This window comes from Rathayibacter sp. VKM Ac-2759 (assembly GCF_009834225.1).
Classification (GTDB): Bacteria; Actinomycetota; Actinomycetes; order Actinomycetales; family Microbacteriaceae; genus Rathayibacter.
The window spans coordinates 1-17,106 of sequence record NZ_CP047177.1 but is presented as its reverse complement, the minus strand read 5'-3'; the positions used below and the strand labels follow the sequence as shown (position 1 = coordinate 17,106).

Here is a 17,106-nt window from a genome sequence, read left to right as displayed (position 1 = left end):
CCATCGGAAAGACCTCGACGTGTCCGACGCTACCCCGCCGGCCGGCTTCGGCCGCCCTGACCTGACCGCCTTCGCTCGACTCGACGGCCTCGGTCTGAGCGTGACCGGACAACAACTTGAACCGGATCGTGCGGTCCTCGCGTGCCGCGTGGTGGAACCAGATCAGTGGTGCCGACGGTGCGGCAGCGAAGGCGCTGCTCGTGACACCGTGATCCGGCGGTTGGCCCACGAGCCGCTGGGCTGGCGACCGACCGTGCTGGAAGTTGTAGTGCGCCGCTACCGCTGTGCCGACTGCGGACACGTGTGGCGCCAAGACACCAGCGCCGCGGCGGAGCCACGCGCGAAGCTCTCGCGCACCGGGCTGCGGTGGGCGCTGGAAGGGATCGTGGTCGCACACCTCACCGTCGCACGTGTCGCCGAGGGACTCGGGGTCGCGTGGGACACCGCCAACAACGCGGTCCTGGCTGAAGGCAAGCGGCTGCTGATCAACGACCCCACGCGGTTCGAGGGCGTGAAGGTCATTGGCGTCGATGAGCACGTCTGGCGCCACACCAGGCGTGGCGACAAGTACGTCACCGTGATCATCGACCTCACCCCGGTCCGCGATGGCGCCGGCCCAGCAAGGCTGCTGGACATGGTCGAGGGCCGGTCGAAGGCGGCGTTCAAGACCTGGCTCGCCGACCGCGACGACGCCTTCCGTGACGCGGTCGAGGTGGTCGCGATGGACGGCTTCACCGGGTTCAAGACCGCCGCTGCAGAGGAGATCCCGGACGCGGTCACGGTGATGGATCCCTTCCACGTCGTGCGCCTGGCCGGTGACGCCCTCGACAGGTGCCGGCGCCGGGTCCAACTCGCGATCCACGGGCACCGTGGGTTCAGGGACGACCCGCTCTACAAGTCGCGGCGCACGCTGCACACCGGCGCGGACCTGCTCACCGACAAGCAGAGCGACAGGCTACGCGCGCTGTTCGTTGATGACGCTCACGTCGAGGTCGAGGCGACCTGGGGTGTCTACCAGCGCATGATCGCCGCCTATCGCCACGAGGACCGGCAACGTTGCCGCGAGCTCATGGAGAAGCTGATCACCGACCTCAGCGCCGGCGTCCCCAAGGTGCTCACCGAGCTCACCACCCTGGGCCGGACCCTGAAGAAGCGAGCCGCTGACGTGCTCGCCTACTTCGAACGACCCGGCACCAGCAACGGGCCGACCGAGGCGCTCAACGGACGGCTCGAACACCTGCGCGGCTCCGCACTCGGGTTCCGCAACCTGACCAACTACATCGCCCGAAGCCTGCTCGAGACCGGCGGCTTCAGACCCCAACTCCTACACCCCCGATTGGGATGAGCCGCTTTGCTCGGCTGAAGCTCGTGAACGGGTAGCCAGTAGTCCAGGGTTGACGTCTAGTACCACTCGGAGAGCTCCCACCCAGACGAGTGCCGATCCCAGCAAATGTAGGGCGACCAGCACCTCCGGCAGACCGAGTAGAGACTGTCCGATACCCAGAAGAGCCTGCAGAACGACGACGATGATGTAGACGAGTACCCGTCGTCGCGCTAGCTGCGCGTTTGGTTCAGATCGCAGTTTGACCCAGAGAAGGAGCGCAAGCGCAAGAGACAGCGTGCCGAGCGCGCCGTGCACAATGGTGACATTTACCCACTCGAACTGCATGCGCGGTACTTCAGCCGTGTCTCCCGCATGAGGCCCCGTCCCTGTCACAAGCGTGCCCACCAGAATCACCGTCAGCGTGATACCTGCCAGTCCTACGCTCAGGCCGCGAACAAGTGGTGATGGTGCGAACATTGCCGACTGCGCAGTACGCGCACGGTGCCACGTGAGCGCGGTCGTCGTGAGCAGCGCAATCGCGAGGACGAAATGACCCGCGACAATGTAGGGGTTGAGTCCGGAGAATACGGTCACACCCCCGGCAAGCGCGTTGGCGACGACGAGCCAGAATTGCGACCAGGCAAGTCTGGTCATCGTGCGATCCCTCAGGGGTTGCAGCCTTGCGGCAATGATCACCCACGCGACTGCTGCTACCAGAACACCAGTGAATGCACGGTTTGTGAATTCAATGAATCCGTGGATTCCCAGAGCGGGAGTAGCGGCAAGGGACCCTGGCTCGCAAGCGGGCCACGTCGGGCATCCTAAGCCTGACCCGGTCAGACGGACCACTCCCCCGAAAACGATGATGAGGATGCTTGCCACAAGCGATGCGGTGGCCGCCCGTTGAAGAGCCTTCGGCGAGAGGGTCAGGCGCTCGGCAAGAAGCGAGAACGGGGTAGGAATCATCACTTTTCTTAGTTGCTTAGAAAGACTGAAGGAGTGACTTTCGAACTACCTGGGTCAGGATCCGGTACTGAGGCCGGAGTACGCGTGGAGCCCTTTAAAGAACACGTTGACGATTCCGAAGTTGAACATGACGGCGGAGAAACCGATGATCGACAGCCATGCGGACGGTGTGCCGCGCCACCCGCGGGTAGCTCGAGCGTGGATGTAGCCGGCGTAGATCGTCCAGATGATGAATGTCCACACCTCTTTCGTGTCCCAGCCCCAGTAGCGCCCCCAGGCTCGCTCCGCCCAGACCGCCCCGGCGATGAGAGTGAAGGTCCACAGGATGAAACCGACGATGTTCACCCGGTAGGAGAGGTTTTCGAGCGCGTGGGAACCGGGCAGGGTCGCGAGGAAACGAAGTCGTCCGCTGCCGGCGCCGCCGCCCTCGCGGCGACTCTGCGCCAGTTGAGTGACCGAGAGAGCGAACCCGAGAGCGAAAAACGCGGTGCCGAGGATCGCGACCAGGACATGGATCACCAGCCACACGGACTGCAGCGCCGGCGGCAACGGCACCACGGCGACGTAGTAATTGACCACCGCAACGCCAAGGAGGGCGAGGACAAGCCCGGTAACGAATGCGCCGAGGAATCGGAGATCGTAACGTAGCTGCACGAGGAGGAAGACGCCGATGATGAGAAGTGTTCCGGTCATCGAGAACTCGTACATGTTCGCCCACGGCACTCGACCGCCAGCGATGCCACGGAGCAGGGTCGCTACAAGGTGCACGGCCCAGGCGAGGATCGTGAGCGAGAAACCCACGCGCACAGTGCGCGAGCGCGACGGTGCGTGGTAGATCTCGTCCTCAACGCGGTCGGCAAGGCGAGCGAGGGTCGCTGTACCGCGACCTGCTCCCCCAGCAACGCTTGCTCGTCCGCTAGCGCTTCGCGCCACAGTTGCTGGCGACGCAAGTTTCGCCTCACCCACGAGTACAGCCTGCTCCTCCGCGAACGAGGAGCGACGAGCGAGGTCGACGGCGAAAAAGATGAACGCGAGGGCGTAGACGCCCATCGCGGAGTACAGGGCCAGCACGGAGTACTGCGAGAGCGTCTCGATCACCGGAACAGCGTAGGTGACTGATCGGACCGCGGCCCAGAACACCAGCAAGCCCTCAGACGCTGGCCCTCCGGCCGCCTACGAAGTAGAGCGGAACTCTGGGGGCAACACTTCGTTGACGCGGACCGCCGCCTCAGGCGCGCAGGTGTCCAGCGCTGCCCGCGTCACAAGAAGCAGCGACAGCGGTGTTCCGTCCTCGTCATCGATCGCGAACCGCCCCTCGGGGTACAGGTCCGCGAAGCGGAGAATCGCATCCACCTCGGCAGCAACATCTGGCGGTTCACCGTCTTCGACGGCGCAGCGCTCACCGAGGGTGTGCAGCGCCTCATGTACGACTCGAACCTCAGCTGCGGGCGCCGAACTGAGGGGCTCCTCGGAGGGGGGCAGATCGCCTGCGGCATCTCGTTGAGGAGAGACAAGGAACCAGGCGGCAACGAGACTCGCGAGAACGGCTCCTCCTGTGACCGCGACCGCCACACCGCTACCGCGGACAGGACCCCTCACTCTCACGCGTCCACCCTCCCTGATCGATGCTGCCCTCGAGACCGTCAAGCGACCCCTGCCAGTAGGAACTCATACCCCCCTAGGGTAACCTTCACCGGAGCGAGCGACATGGCGTGCCCTGCGGGCGCGAAGTTCGACATCGGCCGTCGCGCACAGGGTCCGCGCGATCAACACGGTCGCACCTCGTAACGCCGGCCATCACGAATCAGCGAAGGGTAGGGCAGTCGTGTTGCAGACAGAGCATCAGTCCGCCCCCCGCCGAGCTCCTCTCCTTCTACTTCTTGCTGTGATGGGTATCCTCGTCGGTCTGCTCGGGATGCACTTCCAGACCGCAACGGCAGGACAAGGGACGTTCGATCAAGTGGCATCGGCGACCGTCCTAGAGCTGACCCCAGACCCCGGTTCGGCGTCCCCACTCGCGAGTGCGCCCTCGTGCGGCGAAGTCTGCGCGCCCGCTTGCGGGCCCGCCGCGACGACGTGCTTACTCATCACCCAAGAGCCGACGGTCGTTCTCGCGAACCGGGCTCAACCACAAAATCACCTTCCCGAAGACGCTCCCGCAGGCCCGATCCTGCCCGAAGGCCCTGTCCTCGTGCGAGGTCCCTCTCTTCTCGCTCTTTCAATCAGCCGAACCTAACCAGCGACGCCGCTCCAGCCCGATATCTGAAGGGCTCCCGTACGTGCAATTCGCATGTACTTCGCGACGTCAGCCACTTCTGTGGCCCCACGCTGGTTGAGAGAGACTTTTGAGCACCAAAAATTTTCGTGCTGCCGACGGCACCGCCAATCCGACCACGACTGACACTCCCGTCACGAATGCGCCGCCTCGCGGGATGGTCGTACCCCCGCACAGGCGCTTTCTTCCGGCCACACTCGCTGTAATAGGTCTTCTTCTGCTCGCGGGGTGTTCGAGCGACTCTCTCGCGGAACAATATCGCGCAGGAAGTGGGAAGAACTACATAGCCGGAGATGGTGCGGTCACCGAAATCGGCGCCGAAAGCCGAGGGGAGCCGATCGTATTCTCCGGAGTGCTCGAGGACGGCTCAACGGTGGCCCCTGACACGTACGCGGGAAGAGTTACCGTCGTCAACTTCTGGTATGCGGGCTGCGCTCCCTGCCGCGCGGAGGCCCCGGACCTTCAGGCGCTCAACGAGGAGTTCTCCGACCAAGATGTTGCGTTCCTGGGGGTCAATGTACGCGACCAAACCGCGACTGCAACCGCCTTTGCCGGCCAGTTCGGAATTTCCTATCCCTCGATCATCGACGTCAATTCCGGCGAAATGCAACTCGCATTCAGCGGAAGTGTTGCACCGAACGCTGTACCGACGACGGTCGTTCTCGACCGTAAGGGGCGCGTGGCGTCACGAATTCTCGGTCGCCTGGCCGACCAAAGCATCCTGAGAACGCTTGTCAACGACACACTTGCAGAGGGGGAGTAAAACATGATTCTCCCCAGCGCAGCAGGCATTCCCAGTCCTTCCGTGAGCTTCATAGAAGTCGGCTCCTTCCGGGTCTATTTCTACGCCATCTTCATTCTCATCGGCATTGCTATTGCAGTTGCCTTCACATCACGCCGCTTTCAACGTCGAGGAGGGCGTTCGGACCTCGTCCTCGACATGTCGCTCGCGGCGATACCGTTCGCCATTCTTGGTGGACGCCTGTACCACGTAGCCACTCATCCTTCGGACTACTTCTACGACGGCGCCGACCCCTGGAGGATTTTCTACGTCTGGGAGGGTGGGTTAGCAATCTTCGGCTCCATACTTTTCGGAGCCGTCGGTTATTACATCGGTTGTCGACGGGCAGGAGTGCGATTCCTCTCATTTGCCGATGCGGTGGTGCCGGGTCTTCTCCTTGCTCAAGCGTTCGGTCGGCTGGGCAACTACTTCAACCAGGAGCTCTTCGGCGCACCGACCACTTTGCCCTGGGGCCTGAACATCGATTCATCGAATCCGGCGTTTCCTTCCGGAATGCCGGCGGACACCCTCTTTCACCCGCTGTTCCTGTACGAGATTCTATGGAACGTCGCAGGCGCGCTTGTCATCCTCGCCGTTGAACGCCGCGTCCGACTGCGGACAGGTGGAGCTTTGGGCCTGTACATGATCATTTACGGGACCGGCCGTGCCTGGTTCGAGACGCTCCGCATCGACCCATCAGAACTGCTGGTCCTAGGCATGAAGGTGAACACGCTGACCGCACTCATAGTCGCGATCACGGGAGTGCTGCTGGTCATCCTGAGCACACGCCGCACGGCCGCCAGCGAAGACGGCGTCTATCGATCCGGAAACAACGCATCGGCCGCCGGCAGTGGAAGAGACTGACGTGTTGCGCCCCACTGACCACATCGATTCACCGAGGTCCCCTGTAAACGTCGCCGCGCCAGGAACGCAAGGTCGGTACTGGGGCTCGTGGGCCTGGCGACAGCTGACGAGTATGAGAACTGCTCTGATTCTGCTGCTACTGCTGTCCGTCGCGGCGATCCCGGGATCTTTAGTTCCGCAACGCTCATCAGATCCGAACGGAGTCAGCCAGTACTTCCGCGATAACCCTGACGTCGCTGGTCTCATCGAGAAGATACAGGGTTTTGATGTCTACTCGTCGGTGTGGTTCTCGAGCATCTATCTGCTTCTCTTCGTCTCTCTTATCGGATGCATCATCCCACGCACTAAGCACCACCTCCAAGCATTACGTAAACAGCCACCGACGGTACCAGCCCGCCTGAACCGGCTTCCTGTCTTCGTTGTGACCGTCGATTTGAGTCCAGCCGACGCGGCAGCAAAGGTCGAGTCTGTCGAAAGATCACTACGCGGCCAGGGGTATCGTGTCCGACGCTCGGGGGTGGAGATCAGCGCAGAGCGAGGCTATCTCCGAGAGACGGGCAACCTCCTCTTTCACACCTCCCTCATCGGAGTGCTCGTCGCCGTAGGAGTCGGCTCAAGCTTCGGCTATACAGGACAGCGCGTTGTGATCGAAGGGCAAACGTTCATCAACAGCCTCGGTAACTTCGATTCGTTCAACCCTGGACGCTTCTTCGATCCCAACAACCTTGATCCCTACGCGGTGACCCTCGACTCGTTCGATGTCGACTACGAACAGCAGAACCTCGCAGCGCTCGGTCAGCCGCTCGATTACACCGCCACCCTGGCCACACGTTGGCAGACCGAAGAAACCACTCAAGAAGAAACGATCAAAGTCAACGAACCTCTGTCTCTCGGCGGAACTCAAATGTATCTCCTGGGCAACGGTTACGCGCCCACCGTCACCATCAAAGATCCAGCCGGGAACACAGTCTTCAGCGACCCCGTCGCGTTTCTACCGCAGGACGCCAACCTCACGTCGCTTGGAGTGATCAAGATCCCGGACGGGCTAAGCCAGCAAATTGGTCTTGTCGGATTCTTTTACCCCACACAGGATACGAACCGAGCAGGGGCGTTCTACTCCTCTTATCCCGATCTCGAATATCCGGTACTCACGTTCAACGTCTTCGCGGGCGATCTCGGCATCGACAATGGTATACCGAGGTCGGTCTACGCTCTCGACACGGCAGGCATGCAACCCCTGACCGGAGAAGGGTCAGTCTCCACACCTCTTCAACTGAAGCCCGGAGAAACGCAACAGCTTCCGAACGGCCTCGGCAGTATCACCTTCGACTCGGTCAAGAGGTTCGGATCTTTCGAAGTGCACCACGACCCCGCGCAGCAATGGGTCCTGGTCTTCTCCGTCTTGGCGATCCTGGGCCTGCTGGCCGGCCTCCTTGTCCCTCGTCGGCGAGTTTTCATTCGTTCTACGGTCGCCACCGATGGCACCAGCGCGTTGGAATTCGCAGGACTAGCACGGGGTGACGACCCTCACCTCGCCTCGGTGATCACCCGAATAGCCGATCAATAGAACATGCACGTCACCCAATCAGCCCAGTCCCCCTTTTGTGGCTACAAGGAGAAACCGATGTCAGCGACACCCCCCCCGGACAAAAGCGCCAGTGCGGCCCTGAGCCAAGAAGAGCAGTGGCGCCGCAACTACCGTCGAAAAAGACGCTTCAAAGTTATTGGCCTCACCCTGGCGATCATCGGGGCGACAATCGTTTTCATCCACTGGTTAGCGCATCTCGAAGCATTCGGGCCAGAGCAACCTGCACCGTTGCTGGATCTTCTCGCCGGATATCCCATGGGGGGTCTTCTTTTGCTCGCAGGAGGAATCGTGGCGGGCCAAAAGTGAATTCAGTTGAAATGCTGCCGGGGTGCTGAGCTGTGGGATCTGACTTCGCCCAAACCATTATTCTGGGCCAGTTGGTCGTAGCTATCCCGATCGCTCTGCTGGCCGGGTTGGTCTCCTTCGCTTCACCCTGCATCCTTCCCCTATTACCCGGGTATTTGGCGTTTCTGGGTGGCTTCACTCCCTCCGGCGTCGCCCCTCGCAGATCGCGGCTCCTCGTCGGAGTAGTGCTCTTCATCCTCGGCTTCGCTGTCGTCTTCACGCTCTACGGCGCAGCATTCGGCGGCGCTGGCGCCTGGCTCATTCGGTGGCAGGACGTGATCACCAGAGCAGCCGGGATCCTCATCATCGCGATGGGCGCAGCATTCTTAGGTGCTTTCAAACCATTGCAGAGAACACTACGGATCCCTGTGGCGTTACCTACCGGTGTCGTTGGAGCACCCTTGCTCGGAGTTGTCTTCGGACTGGGCTGGACGCCGTGCTTCGGGCCCACGCTCGCCGCGATCTCTCTTCTCAGTCTCAGTAGTGGCTCACCTGCGCGAGGAGCCCTCCTCGGTTTGTTCTACTGCCTCGGCTTAGGCATCCCGTTTCTCCTTGTCGCCCTCGGCTTCTCGTGGGCGACGAGGGGCGTTCAAGTGATTCGGCGACATATTCGAGCCATCAACGTCGCGGGCGGAGCAATGCTGATCGCGATCGGTGCCGCCATGGTCACCGGACTGTGGACCTCCTGGATCTACAGCCTGCAAGCGTTGATCGGAGGCTTCGTTCTGCCCATTTGAGCATTATCGTGCTCTCAATTCAACGCAGTGGCCCGCTACACAATAACTCGGCCGCGTGGAACCACACGGCACCCTCGAAAGCGGGTTGCGGCGTTCACTTCGTGCACACTTCCCTCTTCACCAGAAACAGACATGTTCCCCTCAATGCTCGGTATCCGACCAGTCCGCTCCACTCGTGTTCCCTCGAACGACGGTGGCCGGTCCTGGCATGCCCCCACTTCACGCCTCGTTGAGAATGACGCCGCCTCGAGGAAACGAGGTTTCTGGCTCTCGAGCTGCGCGGCTGTCCTGGCTGGCCTTCTTCTGGACGCGGGATTTCCTGGACTGAATGCGTGGCCGCTGACCTTGGCAGGTGTTGCACTGCTACTTGGTCTACTCGAACACGCAGGGATCCGGCGGGGTTCTTGGCTCGGATTACTCAGCGGGCTGGCCTTCTATCTCGCGCACGTCTCGTGGACATCGGAGTACCTCGGACCCGTTCCGTGGATCGCACTTTCCGTTCTGGAGGCTCTCCTGTTCGCCGCCGGCGCGGCGAGTATCTCGGCGGCTCGCAAATTCATCGAGAAAGTGTGGCCAACGCCGAGCGCTAGCTTTGTACTGTATCCAGTCGCCGTCGGTGGTCTTTGGGTGTTGAGGGAAGCCGTTGCAGGGAGCTGGCCCTACGGAGGGTTCGCCTGGGGCCGGCTCGCCTACTCGCAGTCGGAAAGCCCACTCGGCCCTCTCGTGGCCTGGGTCGGCGTCCCAGGGTTGAGCTTCCTCCTGGTGTGGGCGATCGCCGTAGTACTGGCTACCCATCGGGTGACGTCCAGTGTGACTGGCGCCGTCACCGCGACCGTCCTGCTCGCCCTCGGAGCCGCGATCGTGCCTGCCTGGGAAACACCGTCATCGGGTGAAGTGCGAGTGGCAGCGGTACAGGGAGATGGGCCAGCAGGATATTTCGACGCTCGTGGTCCAGGCGATCTTCTCGCGGCTCAAGTGCGCGCTACTGCGCCTGTCATCGGGGAGGAGGTCGATGTCGTGATCTGGCCCGAGAACAGCATGGACGAGGATCCCCTCGTCTCGGCCGCGACCGCCGCCACTCTGCGGGACATGGCCGAGAGGCTTGGAGCGCCCCTGCTCGTCGGGGCGGTGAATGAACGAGCCGGGCGGCTCTATAACAGCTCGATCGCCTGGTCGCCAGAGGGAGTTGAGGGAATCTATGACAAGGCACATCCAGTTCCGTTCGGCGAATATGTTCCCGACCGAGAGTTCTGGTCGCTCTTAGCGCCCAGCCTGATTGGTCTCATTCAACGCGATTATGAAGTCGGCAGGCTACCGCCAGTTCTGCAGTTGGATGGGCTACGAGCGGGGGTGTCAATCTGCTTCGACATCGTCGATGACGCCCTCATTGATCAGATGATGAACGAGAAAGCGCAAGTGATCTTCGCACAGACCAACAATGCGGATTTCGGCCGGACGGACGAGTCTGCCCAGCAACTTGCTATCACGAAGATTCGCGCTATCCAAACGGGGCGGTCGATTGTGACAGTGTCAACGGTTGGACAAAGTCAAACAATTCTTCCGGACGGTACGACCAGTCAGCGGCTGGCTGCTTTCAAGCCAGGCGTCATCATGGATTCGGTGCCGCTCGCCTCCGAAGACACTCCTGCCACGCTGATCGGCGACGGAATATATCTGCTCATCGCGTCACTGACGGTCGCTGCTGCTCTCGCAACAACGATGGATCATACGGCGCGTAGCGGTGTGAGGCGTAGCAAGGGCGCCAGATGAGGTCGTCAGTCTCTGAGTAGGTGCGGACCGTGCGCCGGGGGTGCCTCGAGGTTCTTGGAAGCGGTAGCGATGTGAGGGCGGACGGTCGACGAGTCCGGTGCCTAGGACTCGCCGTTTGAGGAATCGGTCTTGTTCTGTTCGTCCTTCGAGCGCATCTGTCGTTCCTCGCGATCCAATTCCTCTGATATGAGTTCGCGGTAGCGCACACGCCGGACCCGGCGGTTCATGTCGACGGATAAGGCGACTACCGCGACCGCGACTGCGCCTGTGGCCAGGAAGCCGAAGAGGCCTGGAGTGACCGTGTCATTGTTAAACGGGGCGGGGGTCGGGCTCGGGCTCGGGCTCGGCGTGGAATTCGGGGTTGCAGCGAGCAGGAAGCCGATATCCATTTGCGCGATGGCATCCAAAATCATCTAGTGATCCTTCATCGAAATTTTGTAAACACGACTGGAGTTGAGAACGGCGGAAGTAGCGTCAGCGCCAGGAATCGTCAAGCGGACAGCTGGGAGGTGTCGTGTGGCGCATGGCCCTCGTTCCGCGGATCGGCTTTTCCCCGCTTTGTCGCGGCGAGGGTGCTCGCGGCGGGGGTGAGGTCCAGCCGACGCAGGAGCTGAGCGTTCAGGGCGACCACGACTGTCGACGCCGACATCAGTAGCGCTCCCACTGACATGGGCATGACGAAACCGAGCGGTGCCAGCACGCCGGCGGCCAAGGGGACGGAGATCAGGTTGTAGCCGGCTGCCCACCACAGGTTCTGCTTCATTTTGCGGTAGCTGGCGCGAGAGAGCTCGATGACCGAGAGCACTGAGCGCGGGTCATCGGACGCGAGGATCACTCCCGCGGACGCGATGGCGACGTCGGTTCCTGCACCGATCGCGATGCCGACGTCTGCTTGTGCAAGAGCGGGGGCATCATTCACGCCATCGCCGACCATCGCTACGGCCTTGCCTTCGCGCTGCAGCTCGATGACCTTGTCTGCCTTGTCCTGCGGTCGGACGCCAGCGAAAACTCGGTCGATGTTCAACTGGCGGGCAACGGTGTGAGCGACAGCTTCCGCATCTCCGGTGATCATGACGACCTGCACTCCGATGGCGTGCAGCGCGTCGATGGCTTCGCGCGACTCCTGCCGAATCTCGTCGGCCAAGGCGATGGCACCGATCACGGTCTCCTCCTCGAGCACGTGGAGGATGATCATCCCTTGCCGCTCCCATTCCTCAGAAGCGGGCAACGGTAGGGCGTTGTGCGCTCCGAGCATGCTCGGTCCGCCGACGCTGATCATTCGGCCGTCCACACGAGCTCTGACACCCACAGCGGTGGACGCCTGGAACTGCTCGGCCTTGGGAATCCTCAAGGACCGGGTCTTCGCGGCCGTCACGATCGCTCGAGCCAGCGGATGCTCACTATCGGCCTCCGCGGCCGCCGCGGCTGCGAGGACGGCATCCTCGTTCCACCCGGCGACGACACGGATCTGGGAGACGCTCGGCTCGCCCAGGGTCAACGTGCCGGTCTTGTCGAAGAGAACCGCGTCAACCGTGCGCATGCTCTCCAACGCGAGCCGGTCCTTCACCAGCACGCCACCCTTCGCGGCTCGTTCCGTGGCGATGGAGACAACCAGCGGAATCGCCAGACCCAGCGCATGCGGGCAGGCGATGACCAGGACGGTGATGGTGCGGATCACCGCGTCGTCGGGAGCACCCAGCAGGGACCAGACGACCGCGGTGAGAGCACCTGCACCGAGCGCGAACCAGAACAGCCATGCCGCGGCAGTGTCCGCGAGACGCTGCGCCCGTGATGACGAATTCTGCGCCTCTGTGACTAGACGCTGAATGCCGGCCAGGGCGGTGTCATCCCCGACTGCGGTGACGCGGATCCGCAATGCGGTGTCGGTGGCGACGGTTCCCGCGACCACTCGTGCGCCTGGTCCCCGCGAGACCGGCCGGGATTCTCCCGTGATCATCGACTCGTCGACGTCCGCGGTGCCATCCGTCACCTCGCCGTCCGCGGGAACACGCCCGCCGGGACGCACGATCACGATGTCACCCGTCCGCAGCTGCGACGGTGGGACCGAAACGACGGTCTCGCCTTCGAGTCGCTCGGCCTCATCCGGGAGCAGAGCCGCCAGAGATTCCAACGCGGACGACGTCTGCGCAAGGGAGCGCATCTCGATCCAGTGGCCCAGCAGCATGATGACGATCAGAAGCGCGAGTTCCCACCAGAAATCGAGTTCACGATCCACGATCCCCAGGCTCGCCGCCCACGAGGCAAGAAACGCGACGGTGATCGCCAAGGCAATCAGCAGCATCATCCCCGGCCGACGGTTCTTCAGCTCATCGACTGCACCGGTCAGGAACGGGCGACCGCCCCAGACGTACATGACGGTACCGAGCACGGGCGATACCCACTCGATTCCGGGGACCTCCGGGAGGGAGTAGCCCAGGATCATCCCGAACATGCCGCTGAACAACACCACTGGGACGGCGAAGGCGAGCATGATCCAGAACAGGCGCCGAAACTGCCCGACGTGATCGTGGTGACCGCCGTGCCCCGCCATGACGTGGCCCTCATGCGCCACCGCTTCGTGCGCGTCGTGTCCGGCCGCTCCCCGTGCCGCGCCTTCCCCCTTCTCGGCGGTGCTGCCCGCAGTCATCTCGTGCTCTGCCATCTCGAGATGATCCAAGGACCCAGGATCAGCGGACTGGGGAGTCAGTGCGTCCTCGGGGCCATCGGCCGGCGTTTCCTGATGCCCCGCGGCGGACCCGTGAGCGCGATCGTGCGCATGCGACTCGTTCATGACACACGACCATACCCCTTGGGGGTATTTGAGGTCAGTAGGAGGGGGATGGCGGCGCTGGCTGAGGCGAGTGCGTGATTACAACGCGGACGCTGATTCTGGCCGCCGCGCGCAGCTCTCCTTCGGGCACCCGCGCCCTCACTCCTTGACTGGCACCCGAATGAGCAGACCAGCAGCGACAGCAACACCCACCCCGGCCAAGTGCAGCGAAGACCACACGACGTCGGACAGCTCGAACGGGAGGACCGGATTCCACAGGACGACCATCGGCGCGAGCCCTATCAGCCACCACCAGGCGCGGGCTTGGATCGCGAACCAGGACATCACCGCCGCGAGGATCGCAACGGTGTACAGCACGAAGATGTAGGCGTCTGTACCGACTAACGCGAGCCCGGCGAAGAGGACAATCGCGAGGATGATTCCGGGCGCCAGCGCCATTTTGGCCGTGCTGCGATCGGGATAGCGAGAGGTCACCGCCTGAGGAGAGCTTCGAGTGCCGCCTGAACGGGGTGCGGAGGCACGCCCGGTGTATCGTCGGCTTCTCGATGATCGGCTCATCCGGCGATCCTACGTCCGGGACTCCGAACACCCTGCGCGACTCGATACAGCCGTTGCAGGGCCCGGATCCACGGAGCTCGCAGCAACACGTCCTATCCTGCCCCTGCTTCGAGGGCGCCGCGCGGCCGACCCGGGAAGCTCAACCCGGTCCGACTCTCGTGAGCGTGCACCGCCCCACCTGAGTGGTCCCGGACCGGAAGGTATCGGCCAGTGCCGAAAGAATCGATGGATTGGAATCGATCGCGAGAACGCTCGTGGTCCTTCCGCCTGCGCCGGGCCCCTCGACTTCGCGAATGCTCTGCATGGGTGACGGCATGGATCGTTTGCGCCCTTGTCGGTGCGTTCGTCGGTGCCTCCGTTGCGATGGCAGTCATGGTGACTTCAGCGCGGGCCGCGCCGTCTGACGCAGACCCGTCGATGGCATTTCTGGCCGACTTGGTACGCCCCACGACCCGGCTTTTCGGGAATCCCTTCGTCATAGCGAGCGGTAACGGACCCGCCGTCCTTGACATCGGCCCGAGACCGGAGGGCGCTACGGAACTCTTCGTCTCCCTGGGCTGCTTGAGCGAAGGCATGTTCACGACATCGATCGATGACAGTGAGTCGAGGACCACGTACTACTGCGGCGAGGGACGCATCATCGGCTCGGGCGTCGGAACTCCCTTGGCCTCCGGGCCGCACACCGTCACCGTCGACGGAGCGGGCGAGTACCGGCTCTGGGCATCCTGGACGGCACCGACCCCTCCGGCCCTGACGTCAGCAGAGCAGTCCGCAGCAGTAGGTGACGGGACCGTCACGGAAACCGAGTACCGAGACGCCTTCGGCCGCTTTCAGAGATGCATGGCGGACGCGAGGTACCCCCTCACCGTCGTAGACCCAACCGCGAACACCATCAAGTACACCTACAGCGCCGACGCCTACAGGGCGGGTATCGACGCGACGTGTTACGCCTCAGAATTCCGGCAGGTCGATAGTGCGTGGCGGACTACACAAGCGCGGCAGTAGAAGCACCGACAGCCAAGCTCGACGCGCCAGGCAGGCGACGCCCGAGTGAGGACAAGAGCGAAGAGCACGTCCTCCCCCACGCGGCCAAGTGTCGACGCGGAAGCCTTCAGCGAGCAGTGCCCAAGCGGGGTCTCGAGGGTCTGGCTGGCACCGTTGCCGTCCGAGTTCGTTCAGAGGGGTCGAGCTGAGCGAGTAGACATCTTGCCGGTGCTCGATCTCCCACTCGAGCTTGCTACCAGGTGCGGGGCCTGCGAGCCAGATCCTGGACTCCTAGCCGATCGGTTTTTACCATCACGTAGAGCGACGAAGCGGTCGCCGTGAACGCACGACGAGTTGAGACGAGGCCTGCACATGGACAGCACGACGGCGATGATCAAGGCGTACCCGAAGGATCTGGGCGGTATCGACCAGGCGGCACTGGCAGCGTGCATCGATGCATGTTTGGAGTGCGCGCAGGTGTGTACTGCATGCGCAGACGCATGCCTGAGCGAGGACATGGTGAGCGAACTGGTGAAGTGCATCCGCACCAACCAAGACTGCGCCGACATCTGCACTGCGACCGGAGCCGTTCTCTCCCGCCACACCGGCTATGACGTCACCATCACCCGAACCATCCTTGAGGCGTGTCTTCAGGCGTGCAGGGCGTGCGCAGAGCAGTGCGAGCAGCACGCGGAGATGCACGAGCACTGCAAGGTGTGCGCGGAGGCGTGCCGGCGTTGCGAAAGCGCCTGCATGAAACTCCTCGAGACGCTCTGAAGTCTCGACATTCCCGCCCTCCTGCCGTTGTGGTGCTGAGGGCGGGCCGTGCGTCGGCGCGCTCTTGAGAAACGCATCTCATGCTTCTCCAGCGGCTGGCCCATCCCCTGCGTCCAGCGGTCGCCGGTCGAACTCGAACAGGCCACGGATGTCGTTACTCGCAGACGCCTGCACAACGCTCCGCGCCACCCCGGCACTCGTGCAGACGACCGTGGACATTCAAATGTTCAAGGTCCTCTGCGCAACCGACGCGAGCACCAACAAACTGGTTCGCAAGAGAATGGCCGACCGGGCGTCCGGGAGGCGTCGTTCTCGCGTGCTCGTCCTTGCAGCCGTCGTGAGGAGCAGGACGGTCGTTCAGTGGTTCGCGCCGACTGTGATGGCGTGGACAGCGAAGGCGCGACCGCGAAGAGTCCCCGCGGGTCAGCACCGCCGGCCAGGATGAGCAGCGCTCTTCCGGGCGGCAGGCGAACTCATGTCGCTGGCTGAAAGATGAGCGCTGCGACGAACACGATGAGACCCGAAAACAGGAGCATGACAGCGGGAAGGAGCGCAAAAGCGCCTCGTCTGAGCCCAACCCATCCAGCTGTCCCTGAGCCCGCTCCGATTGCTAAGAGGCCGAACGCGAGTGCGAGCAGGTCGACGAGCCCAGCCAGGACGAAGAGCGCTCCGTTGGCGCGATCACCGATCAGGTAGCGCGCGGCGCACCACAGGCCGGTAAGGAGGAAACCGGCGAGGCCCACCGAGAACGCCAGGGTCGCCATGAAGGAGACGTCTTGCACGTCCGAGCCACGCTCCGTCTTACGACGGATTGCGCGGGTACTCGTCGTGACATCAGTGTGAAAGAGGAGACGCGCACCTACCGTGAATGCTCCGACGTAGAGGAGCAGGGCGAGGGCGACGGCGGCGATGAGGTTCGCCGGCCCGCTTCCCGGTTCCCCCGAGAGGAGAGCGACGATTCCGGAGCCCAGCTGTAAAAGCCCTCTCGTTGCCATCCCGATCAACGGCACGAGCATCAGACCGAGGGCGACGACGGTCGCGGTAAGCCCGACAAGCGGAGTCATCACACGCTGCGACACCCGACGGCCGCGCTGGAGCAGCCGCGCAACGGCGAAAGCGGCAAGCCCGATGAGCCCGCCGTTGACTAACGCGGACGGAACGAGATAGAGCGCGAAGAACGCAACCGTTCCCGCCGGATCCTCCCCGGCCCCTCCTGATGCCTGGTCCTGAGCGGTCTGCACATACAACGCGACCAGATGAAAGGAAGTGAGGATCAGCGTCGCAATCATGCCGACGGCGACGAAGGGGAATGGCGCCCATCGGCGCAGTGCTGACACTCGGACAGT

General features: G+C 63.0%; 16 protein-coding genes. 9 read left to right on the top strand and 7 right to left on the bottom strand.

Annotation, left to right across the window (positions count from 1 at the left end):
• Positions 1-19 precede the first annotated feature (19 nt).
• Positions 20-1,345 carry an ISL3-like element ISPfr2 family transposase gene (locus GSU68_RS18415; RefSeq protein WP_159910399.1) on the top strand — a complete coding sequence of 442 codons (1,326 nt, stop codon included), beginning with the start codon at positions 20-22 and terminating at the stop codon, positions 1,343-1,345.
• Here the strand turns inward: GSU68_RS18415 and GSU68_RS18410 are convergent.
• The 3 genes from GSU68_RS18410 to GSU68_RS18400 all read right to left on the bottom strand — a co-directional run bounded on the left by GSU68_RS18410 (position 1,325) and on the right by GSU68_RS18400 (position 3,895).
• A complete protein-coding gene (locus GSU68_RS18410) occupies positions 1,325-2,290 on the bottom strand; it encodes a COX15/CtaA family protein (RefSeq protein ID WP_244259534.1) in 966 nt (321 codons plus the stop codon). The genes GSU68_RS18415 and GSU68_RS18410 overlap by 21 nt on opposite strands.
• Positions 2,291-2,344: 54 nt before the next feature.
• On the bottom strand, positions 2,345-3,388 hold the full coding sequence (gene ccsB, locus GSU68_RS18405) for a c-type cytochrome biogenesis protein CcsB (protein WP_244259533.1): 1,044 nt from the start codon (positions 3,386-3,388) through the stop codon (positions 2,345-2,347).
• Positions 3,389-3,463: 75 nt separating this feature from the next.
• Positions 3,464-3,895: a hypothetical protein gene (locus GSU68_RS18400; RefSeq protein ID WP_159910398.1), complete on the bottom strand. Its 432-nt coding sequence runs from the start codon at positions 3,893-3,895 to the stop codon at positions 3,464-3,466.
• Between the two features lie 1,043 nt (positions 3,896-4,938).
• On the opposite strand from GSU68_RS18400, the gene GSU68_RS20115 reads away from it, so the two are divergent.
• The 6 genes from GSU68_RS20115 (at position 4,939) to lnt (ending at position 10,650) form a co-directional block, all read left to right on the top strand.
• Positions 4,939-5,328 (top strand): TlpA disulfide reductase family protein, encoded by a 390-nt coding sequence (locus GSU68_RS20115; protein ID WP_348272526.1) that lies wholly within the window; start codon positions 4,939-4,941, stop codon positions 5,326-5,328.
• Positions 5,329-5,331: 3 nt separating this feature from the next.
• Positions 5,332-6,210, top strand: coding sequence for a prolipoprotein diacylglyceryl transferase (gene lgt, locus GSU68_RS18390; RefSeq protein ID WP_159910396.1), 879 nt, complete (start codon positions 5,332-5,334; stop codon positions 6,208-6,210).
• 112 nt (positions 6,211-6,322) lie between these two features.
• Complete coding sequence (locus tag GSU68_RS18385) at positions 6,323-7,777, top strand: cytochrome c biogenesis protein ResB (RefSeq protein WP_244259532.1); 1,455 nt, start codon at positions 6,323-6,325, stop codon at positions 7,775-7,777.
• Positions 7,778-7,834: 57 nt separating this feature from the next.
• A complete protein-coding gene (locus GSU68_RS18380) occupies positions 7,835-8,104 on the top strand; it encodes a hypothetical protein (RefSeq protein ID WP_244259531.1) in 270 nt (89 codons plus the stop codon).
• A 32-nt stretch (positions 8,105-8,136) separates the two neighbouring features.
• A complete protein-coding gene (locus GSU68_RS18375) occupies positions 8,137-8,880 on the top strand; it encodes a cytochrome c biogenesis protein CcdA (RefSeq protein WP_208544736.1) in 744 nt (247 codons plus the stop codon).
• A gap of 132 nt (positions 8,881-9,012) precedes the next feature.
• A complete protein-coding gene (gene lnt / locus GSU68_RS18370; protein WP_348272525.1) occupies positions 9,013-10,650 on the top strand; it encodes an apolipoprotein N-acyltransferase in 1,638 nt (545 codons plus the stop codon).
• A gap of 101 nt (positions 10,651-10,751) precedes the next feature.
• Here the strand turns inward: lnt and GSU68_RS18365 are convergent, their stop codons facing one another.
• The 3 genes from GSU68_RS18365 to GSU68_RS18355 all read right to left on the bottom strand — a co-directional run bounded on the left by GSU68_RS18365 (position 10,752) and on the right by GSU68_RS18355 (position 13,915).
• Positions 10,752-11,063 carry a hypothetical protein gene (locus tag GSU68_RS18365; RefSeq protein ID WP_159910394.1) on the bottom strand — a complete coding sequence of 104 codons (312 nt, stop codon included), beginning with the start codon at positions 11,061-11,063 and terminating at the stop codon, positions 10,752-10,754.
• A 77-nt stretch (positions 11,064-11,140) separates the two neighbouring features.
• The gene (locus tag GSU68_RS18360; RefSeq protein ID WP_244259530.1) at positions 11,141-13,312 is read right to left on the bottom strand and encodes a heavy metal translocating P-type ATPase; all 2,172 of its coding nucleotides are present in this window, start codon (positions 13,310-13,312) and stop codon (positions 11,141-11,143) included.
• A 267-nt stretch (positions 13,313-13,579) separates the two neighbouring features.
• Positions 13,580-13,915 (bottom strand): DUF6804 family protein, encoded by a 336-nt coding sequence (locus tag GSU68_RS18355; RefSeq protein ID WP_244259529.1) that lies wholly within the window; start codon positions 13,913-13,915, stop codon positions 13,580-13,582.
• 390 nt (positions 13,916-14,305) lie between these two features.
• On the opposite strand from GSU68_RS18355, the gene GSU68_RS18350 reads away from it, so the two are divergent.
• Together GSU68_RS18350 and GSU68_RS18345 are read left to right on the top strand one after the other, a co-directional pair.
• Positions 14,306-15,004 (top strand): hypothetical protein, encoded by a 699-nt coding sequence (locus tag GSU68_RS18350; protein ID WP_159910392.1) that lies wholly within the window; start codon positions 14,306-14,308, stop codon positions 15,002-15,004.
• Positions 15,005-15,355: 351 nt separating this feature from the next.
• Positions 15,356-15,760, top strand: a complete 405-nt coding sequence (locus GSU68_RS18345; protein ID WP_159910391.1) for a four-helix bundle copper-binding protein — start codon at positions 15,356-15,358, stop codon at positions 15,758-15,760.
• A gap of 473 nt (positions 15,761-16,233) precedes the next feature.
• Here GSU68_RS18345 and GSU68_RS18340 read toward each other — a convergent pair whose 3' ends face one another.
• A complete protein-coding gene (locus GSU68_RS18340) occupies positions 16,234-17,097 on the bottom strand; it encodes a hypothetical protein (RefSeq protein WP_159910495.1) in 864 nt (287 codons plus the stop codon).
• Positions 17,098-17,106: the final 9 nt, after the last annotated feature.